Below are 18,598 nucleotides of genomic sequence, written 5' to 3'. Positions count from 1 at the left end.
AATTATGAAACATACCATGCGAAAATTAATTATGTTAATAGTTGTAGTACTGACTATTAGTTCTTGTTCCGATGATTATTTTGAAGTAAGCAACCCAAATGAAATTGGGGAAAATGATTTTTGGAAAGATTTAAATCAAACAAACCAAGGATTAAATGCAACATACCAAACGCTGCATCACCCAGCTGTTATAAATAAAATAGCAGAAATACTAAGATCCGATATGGGATATCCAGGATATGGTAGACCTGCTCCTCAAAATACGGAGGATTTCTACTTGCACACCTACACGGGTAGTACAAATGAAATTACAGATAAATGGACTATAAACTACCAAGGGGCATTTAGAGCGAATCAAGTAATTGAGGCTTTAAATAACCTAGAAAATAATGGTGGAGATGAAGAGGAATGGAACTCTCAAATGGCACAAGCACGTTTTTTACGAGGCCTATTTCATTTTTACTTATATACCACTTTTAATAAAGGAAGTATAGTTATTCGTGACGCAGTACCTGTAACGCAAGACGATTTTGCGAAACCATTATCTTCTGCCCAAGATGTTATAACTTTTATAAGAGAAGATTTACAATTTGCATACGATAACCTTTATATGAAAGGGGAATATCCAGATAATGATGCAAGTAGAGTTACCTCTGGTGCTGCTGCAACCATTTTAGGAACTAGCTATTTATATGAGTTAGATTACACCAGAGCTATGCCTTACTTTCAAGATGTAATAAACAACCATGGTTATTCATTAGAATATGATATGGATAAATTATTTACTACAGCAGGAGAATTTAATCAAGAATCAATTCTAGAAATTAATTTTAGTAATGATAATGTTAGATTAGATTTACCGCCATGGACTGGAGAATCTGGAACCAACTGGTTAAATCAACAAACATCGAATACAAGAGGTGCAGTTGGTCCTGCTTGGATTGCTTATGATTACAAATCAGAACCAATGGATCCTTCAGACACAAGAAATTACTATGAAGATCCTAATACAGGAACTACATTAAGAAACGTTCCGCTTCGTGCCTCAGCAATGATAGCTATTGTAGAAGATAACCAAACCACCTATTATTTAGATGGAACGGTAAGTGAATATACTCGTTTTAATGCTACGGCTTGGGGATTTGCTTGGTGGAAAAAATACACAAATCATGATATACTTGCTAGAGAAGGTGATGTTCCTGGAGGTGCTCCCTACTCTAGTAAAAATGTAACCTTAAATAGACTTGCAGATGTATTATTAATGCAAGCAGAGTGTAAAATTAAAACAGGAGCTGTACAAGATGCTATGGATTTAATAAACCAAGTTAGAAAAAGATGGGGTCTGTTGTTAATAGGTACGTCTGGACCATTATCTGGAACCTATGACGGCGAAGCTTATACGGCAAACTCATTAATGCAACGCCTCATGAGAATTGAAAAACCTTTAGAAATGTCTATCGAAGGACACTGCATTCGTCATCTTGATTTTAAACGTTGGAAAAGATCTGACAATTATAGTTTTGAAGATCGCTTACAAGAGTTATCTAATGCCACCTATTATGGTGTAGATTTTCAATTTATTAATTCAGAAGGACAAACTATTACAAGAGGAAACAAACCTTCTTTAAAAGCAGAAATCCCTTCTGTTCCTTATGCCACTGTGGATTATGAATTTGACGCCTCTGTTTTAAATTATTCTGAAGCAGTACATGGAGATTATCCGATTCCTTTTTCAGAAATAAATTCTAATCCAAACATTAATTAAAAGCATTATGAAAACAATAAGAATAACATTATTAGCATTAAGTTTGGTTCTATTTTGGAATTGTGATGAAGACGAATACCAAGATTACAGTGCACCAGATACGCTATCAGATACAGCTTGGGCAATTGGAGTGGATCAAGATGCTCAAAACCCTTTTAGCATAAATATTGACACGCATATCTCTTTTTTCGATTTATCGCAAGGAACTGCAAGTCACGAATGGCAAATTCAAGAAGGCAATCATTATCTTAAAGCAGATTTTGAACCAGGTAGCGACGATTTAGTTCCATTTATTGATAACCAAGCTGGTTTAGTAAAAACATCTAAAAAAGCACACGTATTTTTTAGAAATAGTGGGCTTAATACCGTAAGGCTTTATAATAAATTTAATGAACCTGTAACTTATTATTCGAGTGAAGGGGAATTGAATGCAGTACAAGAAGGAAACCTTTGGGTTATTGATACTACATTTACTTTTGATGTATTTGCAAAACTTAAACCCGCATTTAAAGTATCGCAAGATGGTGTCGATATATTAAATGTTACCGAAGCAGATATGCCAACATTGGATGATATAAATTCATGGCCAACAGTAGATGTTGAAGCTGGTTCTTCTCTAACCTTTACAGACTTAACAACAGAAGGTAGACCAAACGGTAGATCTTGGAGATTTGCAGAAGGTACACCTAATCAAGTTGGAGGAGTAACCGCAGTTGTTCGTTTTTTTCAACTAGGAACATTTACAGGTGAAATGAGATCTTTTAGACAAGCACCCGATCCACAAGCTACAGAAATCAAGTTAATTCCTTTAAAAGTTAATGTAATACCTTCTTCACAACCTTTCGTGTTTAGTGGACAATTAAAAGAAGACGAAGGTCAAAAAATCTCATTTCAAGTAAACGGTGAGACCGTGAACTTTTCAGGGCAAGAAGACAACTTTACAGTAAGCGTTACAAATGCAGAAGCTGGTATATTTAATCAAATAATACCTGTGCAATCTGTAGCAGTAAGTAGTGCAAATGCTACTTTTATAGAATTATCATTAGCACAACAAATCTATAATTCAGACACCATAACTGTTTCCTATAATAATGCAACAGATGGCATAACATCTACAGACACAAGAGTACTTCAATCTTTTGGACCTGAAAACGTACAAATGTTTTTTGGAGATTCCGTTCTACCAGGAGGTACATCTAGCTGGGCTAGTTTTGAAACCGCAGGTGGTGGCGTTAATAACGCTAACGCTTCCGCTCAATTTTTCATCCCTGGCGGACAAGGTAATGGTCAATTTGGTGATTGGGTATGGGAACGTGTTACAACTAATTCTTTTGATGGTGATGCTAGTATGCGTTATCAATTACCTGCAGGAGAAAACATTCCGTTAATCAATCTTTTTGGATTTAGTTTTTCGCAACCAGGCGGTATTGCTGCTGGAACCTACAGAGTTTCTTATAAAGTCTTTAAAGAAAATTCTAATTTAAATGCGTTCCGAATGGAATTTGGAAATCCTGTAACACATATTTCAACATTTGATATATCAACCATCAATAATAATGAATGGGTAGAAGTATCGCAAACAATAACCTTTGATACTGCTTTACCTGCAAGTTATAGAACTACATTAAGAGTTGTAGCTGAAGATAATGCAGGAATTACTGGACCACAATTACTATATTTTGATGATTTATCACTTGTAGAATTAGAACCAAGACCATAATTTTAAATACCAAGAACATGAAAACTATTATAAAATATATCAGCATTTTAACTATTATATTTTCTTTTACAAGCTGTGATGAAGAAAACAATTTTAAAGAATCCAATATACAATTGGTACCTGTAATTAGTCTTACAGACATAGCAGCTAATCTTGCAGATAACCCAAATTTTAACCAAGAAGGATTAAATAAATCTTTTAAACCTTTTGCAATTAATATCTACAAAGACAAACCTTTAGTAATCCACTATACATCCTTTGGAAATGCAGTTGCGTATGACCCTATTAATTTAGTTAATAACTCTACAGATTTAAATTATGATATAACTTATGCTGCTTCCGATTCCAGTTTTTCGGATACGCAAGATGTTACCAATGATTATAACTATACTATTAATTACGATAGAAGTGTTACCGAACCAACTCTTGGTTTAACCATAGATATAACCACAGTAACAACTACTAGAAGTAATACTATCGATTCGGATGTTGCAGGAACAGAAACAATTACAGATACCGATGAAAATCCGGATGTTACCAGTGATGCAGTAATTACAATTGAAACATCTATAGATGGGTCTGGAACAACTACTAGAGTAAGAACAAGAACTTCAACTGTTGCGTATAGATTACTAATGGAAGACGAACAAGTATATAATTAAGTTACGCTTAAAGATTATTAAAATGGCCTAATTATAGCGTTAATTGTTTGTTGCTTTTATAAAATGCCATTAGTACTAACTATACTAAATTGAAATTATGATTATTGAAAAAATTGAAACCTTTGTTCTTAAAGATAAATTATCTAAAACGTTCTTCTTTTCACAATGGGAATACTCAGAACGTTGTATTTGTATTGTTAAAGTAACGGCATCCAATGGTCAAGTTGGTTGGGGAGAAGGCTATGGACCAGCAGCTATTTTAGAAGCTGGAATACAATTTTTAAAACCACTTGTAATAGGTCAAAACCCATTAGAGAATGAAGTAATATGGAGTACCATGTACCGTAAAACTCTAGATTATGCAAGAAGAGGAGTATTAGTAGCATCTATTAGCGCTATTGATATTGCGCTTTGGGATTTAAAAGGTAAAATTCTTAACCTACCAATATCTACACTTCTTGGAGGTGCACACAGAAAAAAAATCAAACCATACGCTACAGGTTTGTATTTTACAGATCCAGATAACCCGTCCAGAGATTTTGAAAAAGAAGTTGCTTTATACAAATCACAAGGTTTTAAAGCTATAAAAATGAAAGTTGGATTAGGTGTACAAGAAGACTTTGAGAATATAAAGAAAATACGTGGTTTAATGGGCGATGATATGCAATTAATGATAGACTCTAACCATGCCTATACTTTAAAAGAAGCCAAAGCCCTATGCCAAAAAGTAGAGCAGTTTGATATTAGTTGGTTTGAAGAACCTGTTTCCCCCGAATATTACGAACAATATAACGAGTTAAGAAATAGTACGTCCATTCCAATTGCTGGTGGAGAATGTGAATATTTAAGATTCGGTTTTCAACAACTACTAAAAAATAAATCTGTAGATATTATACAGCCAGATATTTGTTCTAGTGGTGGTTTAACCGAAGCAAAACGTATTGCTGCTTTAGCAAGCACTTACGGCGTTGAAGTTGTCCCTCATACTTGGGGAACCTCTATTGGTATTCATGTTGCATTACATTTTATTTCCAATTTAGAATGTATGCCTGGTAGAATGAAAGCGCCAGATTTTTTAATAGAATACGATCAAACTGAAAACGGTTTAAGAGAACGTCTCACCTTTCCTAAAATAAAAATGAAAGATGGTATGATTGAAGTACCTACTGGACCTGGTCTTGGTCTGGAAGTGGATGAGAAAGTATTAATGGAATATATCGACAAAGAACACAAAGCAAAGCAAACAACCTTTTAAGAATAAAAACACCTATGAAAACCCATAATTTTGGTTATAAAAAACTATATATAGACGGTAAATTAGTCGATGCCTTAGATGGTAAAAAAACAGATGTTATTTGTCCTGCAACAGGAGAAGTCATTGCACAAATTGCCGAAGCTAGTAAAGCAGATACAGAAGCTGCTTTGGTAGCTGCCCAAAAAGGATTTAAATACTGGTCTAAACTTTCATTAGCCGAAAGAACGCAATGGATGCAAAAACTTAGTGATGCTGTAAAAGAAAAAGAGCATGAACTAAGAAATGCTATGGTTCACGAAATGGGTAAAACCTATGCAGGAGCCTATGAAGATATTGAAGCATTAGTAAATGGTTTAGAATGGTATCCTAATGCTATGAAAAACCTCAGAGAGGAACAAATACCAGATTACGAAAATACGCATACGCATAAAATGATTTCTAAACCGGCAGGTGTTGCAGTTGCATATCTTGCTTGGAATTTCCCATTACTAAACGTTGGTTTTAAATTAGGACCTGCTTTAGCTTCCGGATGCTCTATTATTATAAAACCTTCAGCAATATCGCCATTATCTACATATATGGTAGGTGAGATTTTACATGCTATTAATTTTCCAGCTGGTGTAGTAAACATTCTATCCGGCTCTGTGAGTGAAGTTGCTACCGTGTTAACTACTAGCACCATTCCTTCTGTATTAACCATGATTGGTTCCACAGCAACAGGAAAAAGAGTTATTGCAGATAGTACGACTTCTATTAAAAAACTTGGAATGGAATTAGGTGGAAACGCACCTTTCATCGTTTTTGAAGATGCGGATTTTGATACTGCTTTAAATTTAGCCGTAGGTTTAAAATTTGGTAATACGGGACAAATCTGTGTTGCTGCGAATAGAATCTATGTACATAAAAATATCTATGACAAGTTTTTAAAAGCGTATGTAGAAAAAGTTTCAGCATTAAAAATAGGATTTGGAACAAAAGAAAATCCGGACGTTTTTATGGGACCTGTTGCTACTAGGAAAGATAGAGATCGTATGTTCGATATTATTGAAGATGCAGTAAGTAAAGGAGGAAAAGTAGTCTATGGTAATAAAATACCTGAAGGCTTACCAGAAAATGGAAACTGGATAAAACCAACCATTATTTCTGAAGCGAACCATGATATGACCTTGTTTAACAAAGAAACTTTTGGTCCTGTTGCTGGCTTAATGTCTTTTGATACAGATGATGAAGTTCTAAAATTAGCAAATGATACCGAATATGGTTTAGCTTCTTACATCTTTACCAACAACCATAAAAGAATTGAACGCTTTACCGAAGACTTAGAATTTGGTGAAATACAAATAAATGGTGTCAAATACGCTATTTACTTACCTCATGGAGGAATTAAAAACAGTGGTATTGGTCACGATTGTTCCCATTTAGCACTAGATGATTACCTAGTTAAAAAACGTGTTTCTACAGCGATTTAAATGCCCTATACATTGAATTTAAAATGCCTTTTACAAGATGTAAAAGGCATTTTTATTTGTATACCGTTTCCTAATAGAAATTCTTTAAAAAAATATGAGCAGTGTAATCCAACAAATTTTAATAATGGATGTGCCTAATATTTTTAAACGAACCTTCACCTCCAATAACAAAACCGAATATTATATACATACCTTACCTCCACATTTATACTATCTGTAATCTCAAATAAATAATTTCAAACAAACAATTAACGCGATTTTTAAACATAAAAAAACTCCTTTTACAACATGTAAAAGGAGTTTTTTATAAAGACTAATTCTATACTTAATTCTTAATAAACTTTTTAGTAGACACACCTTTATTTGATGTTAATCTAACTACATACATGGCAGCTTTTAAAGAAGAAACATCTATAGATGAACCAATTTTATTAACCGTTAATACCGTTCTTCCCAATAAGTCAAGTACTTCTACTTTTTCAAGAGTTTCTTGCGTTTTAATGTTTAACACATCATGTACCGGATTTGGAAACATTTCAAACTGAAAAGCACTAAAGTTTTCAGTCGAAAGTAATGGTATGTTCTTCGTAACTAGGATTCTATTATTATAAATAATATTAATCTCTCCCGCAACAACAAATCCAAGACCCCAATTAAAGAAATAAGCTCCAGAACCAGTCAATGCTGTATAAACATCAGGTCTAATTCCATTATTAGCAGATCCAATTGGAGATGTTTCATTAGAACCTAGATTTCTTATTCTAGCAGTTTTAGTGGATGAACCCGAATCAGCTCCAAGCGTATATTCTATTATAATTTGGTAAGCAGATTTATCTGCTGTACTAATTTCTGGTTGTGTACCAAAACCTGATGGTCCACCATCACTCAAAAAAACTCTAGCACCTGGCCCGTCAGATCTTACCAACACGCCATCACGATTTTGTCCAAGAATATTACCTACCTGACCTGCAGGAATTGTTGCAACAGGAGATAAACCTGTAACATATAATTGCTTGTTTGCGTCAGTAGCATTAAAGATTTGAGGGTTATTACCCAATTGCGCTACAACTGTAATAGTGATTACATCTCCCGCTACTCCCGTAATAGGTGTTTGATTGATAGCATAAGCAAAATTAGTTTGTGTTTTTATTTGATCAGCACCATTAGCACTCCATGTTTTTGTATTTGGAGGTCCGTTAGGGACATTATGTCCAGCGGACCAATCTGGATGATCCTCTAAATTGGATTGAGCAGCTGCAGCATCATAAGAAGCATCTGTATAATCATCATCAATAATGGTTGTTTGTGCATTTAAGCTCAAAGCAAAAAAAGCAAGAACAACTATAAGTAAAGTGTTATTTTTTTTCATAATAAATTGTTTTAATGGATAATTAATTTAAATATGGGTTGTTGCTGATTGTATTCTTTAACCAACCTTTTAAAGGTAATTGCACTATTCTTTTATAAACTTTTTAGTAGAAATACCATTCTCCGATGTTACTCTAATAAGATACATCGCATTAGTTAAAGAGGATATATCTACAGAATCACTAACCTCATTAACGGTTAATACAGATCTTCCTAATAAATCAATTACCTCTAATTTTGTAATTGCTTCCTTAGAAGTAATATTTAATTTATTTTTTACTGGATTAGGATACATAGTAAAAGCAAAAGCTTCTAACTGGTTTACGGATAATGTATTCGATGCAGAAACCAAAATATTATCTACTTCAATAGTACCAGAATCTGTAATTACACTACCATCGTTTTTTCTAAATACAACCTGTAATCTATCTAATGTTCCTGCATATGCATTACTGGTAATCTCAAAATTGTATGTAGAAAACTCACCTGCTGCATTTGTAGTAACTGGAACATCAATAAAAGTAGGAAAACCATTCAAGCCTGCAACTCTACCTCTAATTCTTAATACGTTAATTTGACTAGATGTGTTACTAATTCTTAATTGCATAAATTTATAATCGTCTGCATTTAATGTTTGAACTGCGGCATCACCATACATAACAATGTTTTTTGTAGATGCATCTGCTGTCCAATTAATTTCTAATTCTCCATTTGGATTATTTGTAAAAGTAGAAGCAAAAGCACCACCACTTCCTCCTTGTGTCCATCCTTCAAATGAATTAGCATCAAAAGTATATTCAATATCTGATTGTGCATTCATGAAAAATGTTAAGGATAAAAAAGCTAAGAAAAGAATGTAATTTTTTTTCATAATAAAAAATTTAAGTTATTGGTTTTATGTGTTTTATTCACAAGTAAAATTAATATTTATAGGAGATGTATCGTTCCTTAATATTACCATAGACTAACACTTAATTATCTGTAAATGAAAAACCCAACTTAGTATACCTTATAATAAGGTGTTACATTTTTACTACAACCTGGATAAAATAAATTTGATGCTTTATAGAATAATAATTACTATAATGAATTAGATACTTCCAATCTTATAGAAAACCGAAAAGGACCAAAAAAAGCATTTAGCCCTGGAAATCCGTATCAAATAGAAAATGGGTGTTAGTCAAGATTCTGGATCTGACCATATGGGGTTTAGAACTGTTGCCATAAAGAGATGGCAAAGGCTGAAAAATAAAATTAAATAAAGTCTAGAGCGGTAAACGGTTTATTAAGAATAGGCTTTTGATTTACATCTAGCCAATTTTCTAAAATAGTAGCATATATTTCTCTAAAGTCAACAGAATACTGGATGTCTTGATTAGCATCTAAATTTAATAAATTAGGAGCTTCATTATAAAATCCTGGTTTATTTAAATGTTTTCCTAAAACAAATACATTATTGGCTGCACCATGATCGGTTCCTCCCGCTGCATTTTGTTGTACACGTCTTCCAAATTCTGAAAAAGTTAACACCAGCGTGTCTTTAAAGGTATCCTTCTTTTCTAAGTCTTTTATAAAAGTAGTAATCGAATCATCATACGTTTTCAATAGTTTACTTTGTCTATTTAATTGATTGGCATGCGTATCAAATCCGCCCATAGACACATAAAATACTTGGCTATCTATACCCGAATTAATAAATTGTGCAGTCGTTTTTAACTGTTTTGCAAAGGGATTGTTTGGATATTCTATTGCACTAGAATAGGTTTTAGTAGTTTCAAAAATATATTTGGCACTCGACTTTGCTTCTATCATTGTCTTGTACAAATACCCTAGATTATGCTCACTTAAATGTGCACTGGTTTGGTAATCTAATATTTTATTAAAATATGGCGTATCCATATTTTTAAATAATATTTCAGGGTTTTTTGTTGCGATACCATTCATGCTTTCTCCTTTTAAAATTAACGACAAACTATCGTCTATTTCTATTCCGGAATAAGGCATTTTTCCATGATGCTCTATATATCGACCCAACCATCCCGTATTTATTACGTCCTCTCTTCCACTGGCGGTATGCCAAATATCAGAAGATCTAAAATGCGAACGTACCGGATTTGGATAACCTACATTATTGATTACCGATAGATAGCCTTTATCATATAAATTTTTCAACCCTTTTAAGGAAGAATGAAAACCTAAATCGTTAGAAGATTTCATTACATCTGAAGCAGAAACCGCCAACTTAGGTCTGCTTTTGTAATAAATATCATTTCTATAAGGAATGATTGTATTTAAGCCATCGTTTCCTCCAGACAATTGAATAATTACCAGTTTTTTTTGAGACAATGTATGCGCCGTTTTGTTTTCAAAAGCTTTTACAAAACTTGGAACAAACAATAAACTACTTGCTAAACTACTTTGCTTTATAAAATCTCTTCTTTTCATCTGAAACGGTTTAGCATAATTGATATTCTGGTAAAGACATTAACTGTATTAAATACTCCTTTACTTCCTTTTTAAACAGATTAGAGAGCATTACTTGTGTGTCTTTATCTATTGGAGAAATAATTAATAATTCTTGTAATATGTCTGCTTCTAAATTTTTATAATTCCGATTAAAGTTATCCCAAGAGGATTCTAATTTTAAGTATCTATCCTTATTTTTCTCTTTAGCATAGTACTCTTCAAAAGCATCTTCAAACTCCCCTTTTTCATCTATATTTATAACATGTCCATTTAATAAAACAGATGCTAATTTTAATCTAAACATTAAGGTATTACTATCTATCCAATTTCTATCTTGCTTCCAACCTGCTACATTTGGTGGATTTAGTAACACTTGTCCCATTAATTTTTGAACGAAAAGTAATTGGTTCTGTTTTTTGAATTTTAAAGGAACAATTTTTTGAATCCCCACAAACAACTCCATGGGCGATTTTATTTTAACCCCAATATTTTCTTCCTCATAAAACCAATCGGATGAAAATATGTAATGCATTAGCGTTTTGGTATTATAATCTTTAAAAAACACTTCTGTTAACTCCTCTAGCCTAGCCGAATCTATTTTAGGATTAATAAAATAGGCATATATTTTTGTGCAAATAAAACGCGCGCACGCTTTTTGTTGTAAAATAATATCGATGATATCGTCACCATCAAAAGTACCTGTTTGACCAAGAAACGTTTTCTCCCCATAATCATGAAACTTCGCATTCAAGGTGAAATCTCCATTTTGTTCGAACCTCCATCCTGTAAATGCACGTGCAGCTTCCTTTATATCTTGTTCTGTATACTCACCAAGACCTAATGTAAAAAGCTCCATCAGTTCTCGTGCAAAATTCTCATTAGGCTTTAATTTTACATTTTGCCTATTATTTAGATATTTACTCATGGAAGCTTCTCTTGCAATTGCTTTTACAAATGCTTTAAAATCTCCCAATGCGTATGTTCTTAAAGTATTGTTATATTTTAAGACATGAATGATATGATTGTCTTTACAAACAAAAACGTTAGCCCAAAACAAGGTTAATTTTTCATTTAAAACCGCATCTGTATCTCTTAATTTATGCAACCAAACACTATTTAGTGCTCTTACTTTTAGTCTGCTTTTTTTAATGAGTGCTCTATATAGTTCTTCGTTGTTTTTTCTTTCCTCATTAGACATATTTATATAGTCGTCAAACTCGGATAAGTCCATCGTAATAGGCTCAAAATTTTCGGACTTTAAAAATAAATCAGAAACAACTTCTGCTTTAGATTTTAAGGACGCCTTAGAAAGTTCGGTATTATTTAACCCAAAACCTGCCCTAAAATATAAATGCTGTATCTGTTTCCTTTTCATATTAAAGCGCTTTAATTACATATACTAAGACGTGTTGAACCGTAAAAGGTTTAAACTACTAATGCTTTTAACCTATGTACTGCTTGTTCTGCTGTGATATCGCGTTGCGGAGAACCAAACATTTCATAACCTACCATAAATTTTTTAACCGTTGCACTTCGCAATAATGGTGGGTAAAAACTCATGTGCCAATGCCAATGTTTATTCGCTTCTCCATTAGTTGGTGATTGATGAATACCACTAGAATACGGAAATGAGCATTCAAATAACGCATCGTAAGCTTTTGTTATTTTCGAAATAGCTTCCGAAAAATCTAAACTTTCTTCTGCTGAAATTTCCGCAATATTAGCATGTTGTTTTTTAGGAACAATCATGGTTTCAAAAGGCCAAACTGCCCAAAATGGGGTTAGTACTACAAAATTTTCATTTTGATAAATAATACGTTCATCAGCTTCCAATTCTTGTTTCAAATAATCGCCTAACAAACTAGATTTATGCTTTGCGAAATACGCTTCCTGATTTTTGTCTTTCTTCTCTACTTCATTTGGTAAGGTAGACTGACTCCATATTTGTCCGTGAGGATGCGGATTACTACAACCCATAACTGCTCCCTTGTTTTCAAATATTTGTACGTAATTAATCATGGCATGCGCTCCTAACTCTAAGTATTCCTTTTGCCAAGTAGTTACCACTTTATTAATGTCAGCAACTTCGATATCTGCTAAACTCTTAGAGTGGTCTGGACTAAAACAAATAACTTTACAAATTCCTTGTTCGCTTTCTGCCTTAAACAACCCTTCATTTACAGAAAATGTAGGCGAAGTTGTTTGTAATGCTGCAAAATCATTAGTAAAAACAAACACGTCTTTATACTCTGGATTTTGTTCTCCATTAATACGAGTATTCCCGGCGCATAAGTAACAAGAAGGATCATGTGCTGGTCTATGTTCTTCTTGAACAGCTTCATTTTGACCTTGCCAAGGTCGTTTTGCTCTATGTGGAGAAACTAAAACCCATTCTCCTGTTAAAATATTAAATCGTTTGTGTGAGTACTCTTGTAAATTAGAATTCATTGTATTCTGATTTTTATTATATAACATTTGTTCCTTTGGAAAGTTTTACTTTGTATACATTACAAGTTCTCCCAAACCTTTTCTGAAATTTATCTGAAGCTTCTTTTTTAAAATTTTTAAATTCACTTTTCAATACCAAATTTATGGTACAACCACCAAAACCGCCTCCCATCATTCTGGCTCCTAACACATTTTGATTTTCTTTTGCAAGCGTGGCTAAAAAATCTAACTCTTCACAACTTACTTTGTACTGTGTACTTAATCCGTTATGCGATTGATTAAGTAAAGCACCTAACATCTCTAAATCACCGGTATCAATATATTTTGCAAACGCATGAACACGTAAATTTTCTTCAATAACATACAGTGCTTTTTGGTAGTCTTCTTCTGTGATATCCTCTTTAATTCCATTTAAATCTTCAATGCTTACCTCTCTTAAAGCGTTAACATTTAGTTTTTTAGATATAGCTTCGCAAACAGACCTTCTATCATTATAAGCACTTTCAGATAGATCATGCTTTACATTGGTGTTGATAAGCATCAGTGTATAATCCTTAAAATCTATCTTATATGGTGTTGCAGTAACCGTTTTACAATCTAAAAGCAAAGCACTTTTTTTAATACCAAACATACTCGCATATTGATCCATAATACCACATTTAACACCTGCATATTTATGCTCTGCTTTTTGTGAAATAAGTATCATTTGCTTTTTGGTTAGCTTTAGCTTAAATAATTTATTTAAAGCATAAACCACACTGTTTTCTAAAGCTGCAGAAGACGACAAACCAGCTCCACCAGGAACATTACCTGCAAATGCAATGTCAAAATTTTCTAATGCATGCCCTAAGTCTAAAATCTCGCCAACGACTCCCAAAATATAATTACGCCAACCACCATTTTCTATCGGCTGAAGATCTTTAAGTTTAAATTCGTAAAAGTCATTTTTGTTTATAGCAAATACCGTACTTGTATCTCTTTTATTTTTTTGAATTGCTAGTACAATACCTTTATTAATTGCTGCAGGAAAAACAAAACCATCGTTATAGTCTGTATGCTCTCCAATAAGATTTATTCTTCCTGGTGCAAACACCATTAATGGCTTCGTTTTAAAATGCTCTTCAAAACTTTTTTTCACTTCTTTAATTAGCTTTTTGCTCATTTTATTTCGTTTTAGACTAGATGCTTTTAATTATTTTCAAGATCCAGTACATATGATACTTTATAGGTCTGTCCTGGTTCTAGTATTTGTAATCCTATTTTATTATTTAAACTATTTGAAACACCTGTTGTAGGTTCTATTGCAATAAGGTTTAAAATATTTGGCGTATAAAGTTGCAAGTAATTGTTTTTGGCCGAAGATGTCATGCTCAATTTATACTTAGGTGTCCTGAATATTACCCTATTTTCATCTAAGTGATATGCAGTATCCAGTGCATTCTTTTTTATTTGAAATGGCATAGGTGCGCTAAATGCGGAAGTACCTTTAGTTATCATTCTAACATCACTTTCCATTTGCATTTTACTATCAAAAGCGACAGAACTATTATATAAGTCATCCGACAAAAAATAAGGATGCCACCCCAAAGTAAAAGGGAAAGAGGTAGTATCTGTATTTTTTACCTTCAATTTTAAGCGAAGACCGTTTTGCGACATTTTATAAATAACATGGATATTATATGCAAAAGGAAACCCTGCATTTTTGCCTATAGCTTTATACTGTAATTCTAATTTTGCGAAATTTAAGGATGCTTCCTTTTTAATCACTTTAAACGTTTTATCATATACTAATCCATGTAATGCATTATTTCTATCTTCCTCATTACAGCCTAGATTATATGTCTTATTTTCAAAAGAATATATACCATCCTTTACTCTATTTGCAAAAGGAAATAAAATGGAAGAAGCATACGATTCTTTATATGGAAACGCATTGTTTAGGGTAATTAAAGGTGCTTTATTTAAAGTCAATAGGTCTAGTCTTCCTCCTTCATCTAAACAAATTCTTGCTACTGAATTTCCTTCCGGACTATATAATTCCACATAGTTTAAGTCCTTTTTAGCATGTGTTTTTATTTGAAACATATTATAAAGATTTTCTTATAGTTAGATGACACGGATTTTCTTCTTGTAAATGTTCTGTATTCAATATCATTTCCGCCAAGCGTTTTCCCATCGCATTAAAATCGGTTGAAATGGTGGTAATACCTTCTGCTACTACTTCTTTTAAAATAGTATCATTATAAGATACAATACCTACTTCTTCTCCTAGTTTTAATACTTCTGATTTAATCTTTTTTAGCATTCGAATTAGATTTTTATCATCTAAAACAAAATATATTTCTCCTTTTAAAGGGGTTCTATTTTCTAAAGAAGCGATCACTTCATTTTCCATATTATTATCCTTACAAAAACGCAAAAAACCGGTAACTATTCCTTTTGGTTGCTTTTCACTTTGAAACAACAATACTATTTTATGATACTTTTTAATGAGATCCATACCAGCATGAAGCGACTGGTAGATATTACTTTCAAAATTTTGAAAAATAGAAGGATATGCTTTTAAATCCGAATGTGTTTGATCTAAAATATAGACTTTATCTGAAGGTAAATGCTGAATAATAGTATTCGCGTTTTTAAAATTGGCAGGCATAATTACGTAGTAATTATAATTACCTATACTATCGCTAATCAGTTTTTCAAACATGTTAAAATTAAAATGATGAAAGAAAATATCTACTTGAATTTCACTACTTAAATTATTTATGAAGGAATTATATAAATCTTCTTTAAACGAATTTAACTCATCAAATAGCAGAAAAATCTTTTGAGAAATATGTACATGTTCACTTAAAACATAATACCCTTTACCAACAATAGATTGTATGATGCCTCTCGCTTTCAAATCATTATAAGCAATTAAAACGGTGTCTCTAGATATAGAATTTCTATTCTTGATACTATTTAAAGAAGGTAGTTTATCTCCTTTAATTAAATCCCCATGTAATATAGCATGCTCCACGGCATCCACTATTTGCTTATATTTTGGTACACTTGATTTTTTAGAAATTTTTATCAGATTCATAAACAAATGTAAAGAAAAAAAATAAACTAGTAGGTACTGGTTGGTAATTTTATATTTTTTTGTAAATTAGCACGGTATTAAAACATGCATTTGAAATGAAAAAAAAGGTAATTGTTACAGGAGGTTGTGGTTATATTGGATCGCATACCGTTATAGAATTGATTCAAAACAATTTTGAAGTTTTAATTTTTGATGATTTATCTAATTCATCTGAAGAAACCATTGAAAGAATACAAGAAATTACTGGCGTAAAACCGGCTTTTGTAGAAATCGATTTAAAAAATAGCGCAGCCACTGCGAAGGTTTTTAAAATACATGCAGATGCAGATGCGGTGATACACTTCGCGGCACACAAAGCCGTGGGGGAATCTGTTGACAATCCTTTAAAATATTACCAAAACAATTTTTACTCCCTTTTAAACACTTTAATTTCACAAAGCGAAAACGGGATTAATAATTTCATATTTTCTTCTTCTGCTACGGTTTATGGCTTACCAAAAACGTTACCAATAACCGAAGAAAATGAAACCCAACGCCCTTTTTCTGCTTACGGAAACACGAAAAAAGTTGCGGAAGAAATACTGGAAGATTATACCAATTCAAATGCAAAATTTTCAGCAATATCGCTCAGATATTTTAATCCTATTGGTGCACATGCTTCTGGTTTAATTGGGGAATTACCTAATGGAACGCCTAACAATTTAATGCCTTATATCACGCAAACTGCTGCAGGAATAAGAGAAAAACTTATGGTTTTTGGTAAAGATTATCCTACTAAAGATGGCACACCAATTAGAGACTATATCCACGTAGTAGATTTGGCTAAAGCCCATGTAATTGCCGTAACGCGATTACTTGACAACGCGAATGAAAAATCCCTAGAAACCTTTAACCTTGGAACTGGTATTGGCTATTCTGTGATGGATGTTATTAATTCGTTTGAAAAAGTATCGAAATCCAAACTTAATTATGAAATCACAGACCGTCGAGATGGTGATGTTCCAGAACTTTATGCTGCTACAAATTTAGCGAAAGAAAAACTAGGTTGGATTGCCGAAAAAGGATTGGATGAAATGATTGATTCTTCATGGAAATGGGAACAGAACTATAGAAAAATTTAATAGCAGCAAAAAAAGGTGTAGCTTTCACCAAGCAAACCTACAGTTAATTAAAGCGTACTTATTTCGGAAACATGAAAAAAATCACACTAAAAGACATTGCTAAACACTTCAATGTTTCCGTTTCTACTGTATCTAAGTCACTAAATAACAGTATAGAAATTAGCAAACCCACAGCCGAAAAAATAAAAGCATACGCCAAAGAAAAAAATTACACCCCTAATTTTAATGCGCTAAGTTTAAAAAATCAAAAGACGAAGACTATTGGAGTAATTATTCCAAACATGCTTAACTATTACTTTGCACAAATATTAAAAGGAATAGAAAAAATTGCCTCTCTAAGAGAATACCGAGTAATTACGTGTATTTCCAACGAATCTCTTCAAAAAGAAATTGAAACTATAGAAATGTTATCGACAGGTGTTGTGGATGGATTTATTATTTCTATTTCTGAAGAAACCCAATTAAAAGAGAGCTATACACATTTAAACGCCTGTCTAGAAAAAGCAATCCCATTAGTAATGTTTGATCGTGTTGTTGCAGAAATAAATTGCGACAAAGTAATTACAGACGATTACAAGGCATCTATTAACGCTGTTAATTATTTAAAAAACAAGGGTTGCAAAAAGATTGCATTTGTTTCCACCGATATAAATTTAAGTATTGGAAAATCTAGATATGAAGGCTATTTAGCTGGTTTAAAAAGCAACAATCTCAAAAAACAGGATGCCATCATTATTACAACACATGAAATGTATTATAAAAAACATGAGGCTGTTGTAAAACCTTTATTTAATCATTCGTTTGATGCTTTAATTACATCTAATGAATCTGTTGCAATAGCTGCCATGAAGGTAGCGCAACAAAAAGGAATAAAAATACCAGAAACTTTATCTGTTTTAGCATTTTCTAACGGCATTCTTGCAAGACATTCCAATCCTAGGCTTAGTACAATTAGTAGACACGGAGAAATTATTGGAGAAAAAGCTGCTACCTTATTAATTAATAAATTAGAAAATAAAATTGCATATACGACATCAGAAACCGTAGAAACCGATATCGTTCTAAGAAATTCTTCAAAATAAAACACTGCAGTACGATTAGGTACAGGTATCATTAAAATACTTGGTGTTAATATCCAAAACGTCTTAAATCTAAACCTTCAGAACCGAGTTCCTATCGCTTTTCAGAAAACATATATACTATAATATTCTTAATTAGAAACCTTGTTAAAGATTCTAA

Annotated in this window: 15 protein-coding genes; 7 read left to right on the top strand and 8 right to left on the bottom strand. The window is 32.6% G+C overall.

What is annotated here, in order from left to right; translation table 11 throughout:
• Window positions 1–4 precede the first annotated feature (4 nt).
• The 5 genes from ACVCXO_RS04915 (at window position 5) to ACVCXO_RS04895 (ending at window position 6,871) form a co-directional block, all read left to right on the top strand.
• Window positions 5–1,765: a RagB/SusD family nutrient uptake outer membrane protein gene (locus ACVCXO_RS04915; protein ID WP_452228485.1), complete on the top strand. Its 1,761-nt coding sequence runs from the start codon at window positions 5–7 to the stop codon at window positions 1,763–1,765.
• A 7-nt stretch (window positions 1,766–1,772) separates the two neighbouring features.
• Window positions 1,773–3,485 (top strand): hypothetical protein, encoded by a 1,713-nt coding sequence (locus ACVCXO_RS04910; protein WP_452228484.1) that lies wholly within the window; start codon window positions 1,773–1,775, stop codon window positions 3,483–3,485.
• Between the two features lie 17 nt (window positions 3,486–3,502).
• On the top strand, window positions 3,503–4,147 hold the full coding sequence (locus ACVCXO_RS04905) for a hypothetical protein (RefSeq protein ID WP_452228483.1): 645 nt from the start codon (window positions 3,503–3,505) through the stop codon (window positions 4,145–4,147).
• A 97-nt stretch (window positions 4,148–4,244) separates the two neighbouring features.
• Complete coding sequence (locus tag ACVCXO_RS04900) at window positions 4,245–5,402, top strand: mandelate racemase/muconate lactonizing enzyme family protein (protein WP_452228482.1); 1,158 nt, start codon at window positions 4,245–4,247, stop codon at window positions 5,400–5,402.
• A 14-nt stretch (window positions 5,403–5,416) separates the two neighbouring features.
• On the top strand, window positions 5,417–6,871 hold the full coding sequence (locus ACVCXO_RS04895) for an NAD-dependent succinate-semialdehyde dehydrogenase (RefSeq protein WP_452228481.1): 1,455 nt from the start codon (window positions 5,417–5,419) through the stop codon (window positions 6,869–6,871).
• A gap of 325 nt (window positions 6,872–7,196) precedes the next feature.
• Here ACVCXO_RS04895 and ACVCXO_RS04890 read toward each other — a convergent pair whose 3' ends face one another.
• The 8 genes from ACVCXO_RS04890 to ACVCXO_RS04855 all read right to left on the bottom strand — a co-directional run bounded on the left by ACVCXO_RS04890 (window position 7,197) and on the right by ACVCXO_RS04855 (window position 16,238).
• Window positions 7,197–8,240: a T9SS type A sorting domain-containing protein gene (locus tag ACVCXO_RS04890; RefSeq protein ID WP_452228480.1), complete on the bottom strand. Its 1,044-nt coding sequence runs from the start codon at window positions 8,238–8,240 to the stop codon at window positions 7,197–7,199.
• 84 nt (window positions 8,241–8,324) lie between these two features.
• A complete protein-coding gene (locus ACVCXO_RS04885) occupies window positions 8,325–9,110 on the bottom strand; it encodes a T9SS type A sorting domain-containing protein (protein ID WP_452228479.1) in 786 nt (261 codons plus the stop codon).
• Window positions 9,111–9,493: 383 nt separating this feature from the next.
• On the bottom strand, window positions 9,494–10,684 hold the full coding sequence (locus ACVCXO_RS04880; protein ID WP_452228478.1) for a DUF1501 domain-containing protein: 1,191 nt from the start codon (window positions 10,682–10,684) through the stop codon (window positions 9,494–9,496).
• 10 nt (window positions 10,685–10,694) lie between these two features.
• A complete protein-coding gene (locus ACVCXO_RS04875) occupies window positions 10,695–12,080 on the bottom strand; it encodes a DUF1800 domain-containing protein (protein WP_452228477.1) in 1,386 nt (461 codons plus the stop codon).
• Window positions 12,081–12,130: 50 nt separating this feature from the next.
• Entirely contained in the window at window positions 12,131–13,153 is a 1,023-nt protein-coding gene (locus tag ACVCXO_RS04870) for a UDP-glucose--hexose-1-phosphate uridylyltransferase (protein WP_452228476.1), read from the bottom strand.
• 16 nt (window positions 13,154–13,169) lie between these two features.
• Complete coding sequence (gene galK, locus ACVCXO_RS04865; protein ID WP_452228475.1) at window positions 13,170–14,315, bottom strand: galactokinase; 1,146 nt, start codon at window positions 14,313–14,315, stop codon at window positions 13,170–13,172.
• 26 nt (window positions 14,316–14,341) lie between these two features.
• Entirely contained in the window at window positions 14,342–15,238 is an 897-nt protein-coding gene (locus ACVCXO_RS04860) for an aldose epimerase family protein (protein ID WP_452228474.1), read from the bottom strand.
• A 1-nt stretch (window position 15,239) separates the two neighbouring features.
• A complete protein-coding gene (locus tag ACVCXO_RS04855) occupies window positions 15,240–16,238 on the bottom strand; it encodes a GntR family transcriptional regulator (RefSeq protein ID WP_452228473.1) in 999 nt (332 codons plus the stop codon).
• A gap of 95 nt (window positions 16,239–16,333) precedes the next feature.
• Between ACVCXO_RS04855 and galE the strand changes: the two genes are divergently transcribed.
• Together galE and ACVCXO_RS04845 are read left to right on the top strand one after the other, a co-directional pair.
• Window positions 16,334–17,359, top strand: coding sequence for a UDP-glucose 4-epimerase GalE (gene galE, locus ACVCXO_RS04850; protein ID WP_452228472.1), 1,026 nt, complete (start codon window positions 16,334–16,336; stop codon window positions 17,357–17,359).
• A gap of 71 nt (window positions 17,360–17,430) precedes the next feature.
• Window positions 17,431–18,441 carry a LacI family DNA-binding transcriptional regulator gene (locus tag ACVCXO_RS04845; protein ID WP_452228471.1) on the top strand — a complete coding sequence of 337 codons (1,011 nt, stop codon included), beginning with the start codon at window positions 17,431–17,433 and terminating at the stop codon, window positions 18,439–18,441.
• Window positions 18,442–18,598 lie beyond the last annotated feature (157 nt).

The sequence above is a fragment of the Lacinutrix sp. MEBiC02404 genome (assembly GCF_053601575.1).
The sequence above is the reverse complement of the archived record's forward strand: the minus strand, read 5'-3'. Positions and strand labels throughout refer to the sequence as shown.

Coding starts and splice junctions, on each gene's coding strand:
- ACVCXO_RS04895 (WP_452228481.1), top strand. CDS start 5,417: ATGAAAACCCATAATTTTGGTTATAAAAAACTATATATAGACGGTAAA.
- ACVCXO_RS04860 (WP_452228474.1), bottom strand. CDS start 15,238: ATGTTTCAAATAAAAACACATGCTAAAAAGGACTTAAACTATGTGGAA.
- galE (WP_452228472.1), top strand. CDS start 16,334: ATGAAAAAAAAGGTAATTGTTACAGGAGGTTGTGGTTATATTGGATCG.
- ACVCXO_RS04880 (WP_452228478.1), bottom strand. CDS start 10,684: ATGAAAAGAAGAGATTTTATAAAGCAAAGTAGTTTAGCAAGTAGTTTA.
- ACVCXO_RS04855 (WP_452228473.1), bottom strand. CDS start 16,238: ATGAATCTGATAAAAATTTCTAAAAAATCAAGTGTACCAAAATATAAG.
- ACVCXO_RS04845 (WP_452228471.1), top strand. CDS start 17,431: ATGAAAAAAATCACACTAAAAGACATTGCTAAACACTTCAATGTTTCC.
- ACVCXO_RS04900 (WP_452228482.1), top strand. CDS start 4,245: ATGATTATTGAAAAAATTGAAACCTTTGTTCTTAAAGATAAATTATCT.
- ACVCXO_RS04885 (WP_452228479.1), bottom strand. CDS start 9,110: ATGAAAAAAAATTACATTCTTTTCTTAGCTTTTTTATCCTTAACATTT.
- ACVCXO_RS04915 (WP_452228485.1), top strand. CDS start 5: ATGAAACATACCATGCGAAAATTAATTATGTTAATAGTTGTAGTACTG.
- ACVCXO_RS04875 (WP_452228477.1), bottom strand. CDS start 12,080: ATGAAAAGGAAACAGATACAGCATTTATATTTTAGGGCAGGTTTTGGG.
- ACVCXO_RS04905 (WP_452228483.1), top strand. CDS start 3,503: ATGAAAACTATTATAAAATATATCAGCATTTTAACTATTATATTTTCT.
- galK (WP_452228475.1), bottom strand. CDS start 14,315: ATGAGCAAAAAGCTAATTAAAGAAGTGAAAAAAAGTTTTGAAGAGCAT.
- ACVCXO_RS04910 (WP_452228484.1), top strand. CDS start 1,773: ATGAAAACAATAAGAATAACATTATTAGCATTAAGTTTGGTTCTATTT.
- ACVCXO_RS04890 (WP_452228480.1), bottom strand. CDS start 8,240: ATGAAAAAAAATAACACTTTACTTATAGTTGTTCTTGCTTTTTTTGCT.
- ACVCXO_RS04870 (WP_452228476.1), bottom strand. CDS start 13,153: ATGAATTCTAATTTACAAGAGTACTCACACAAACGATTTAATATTTTA.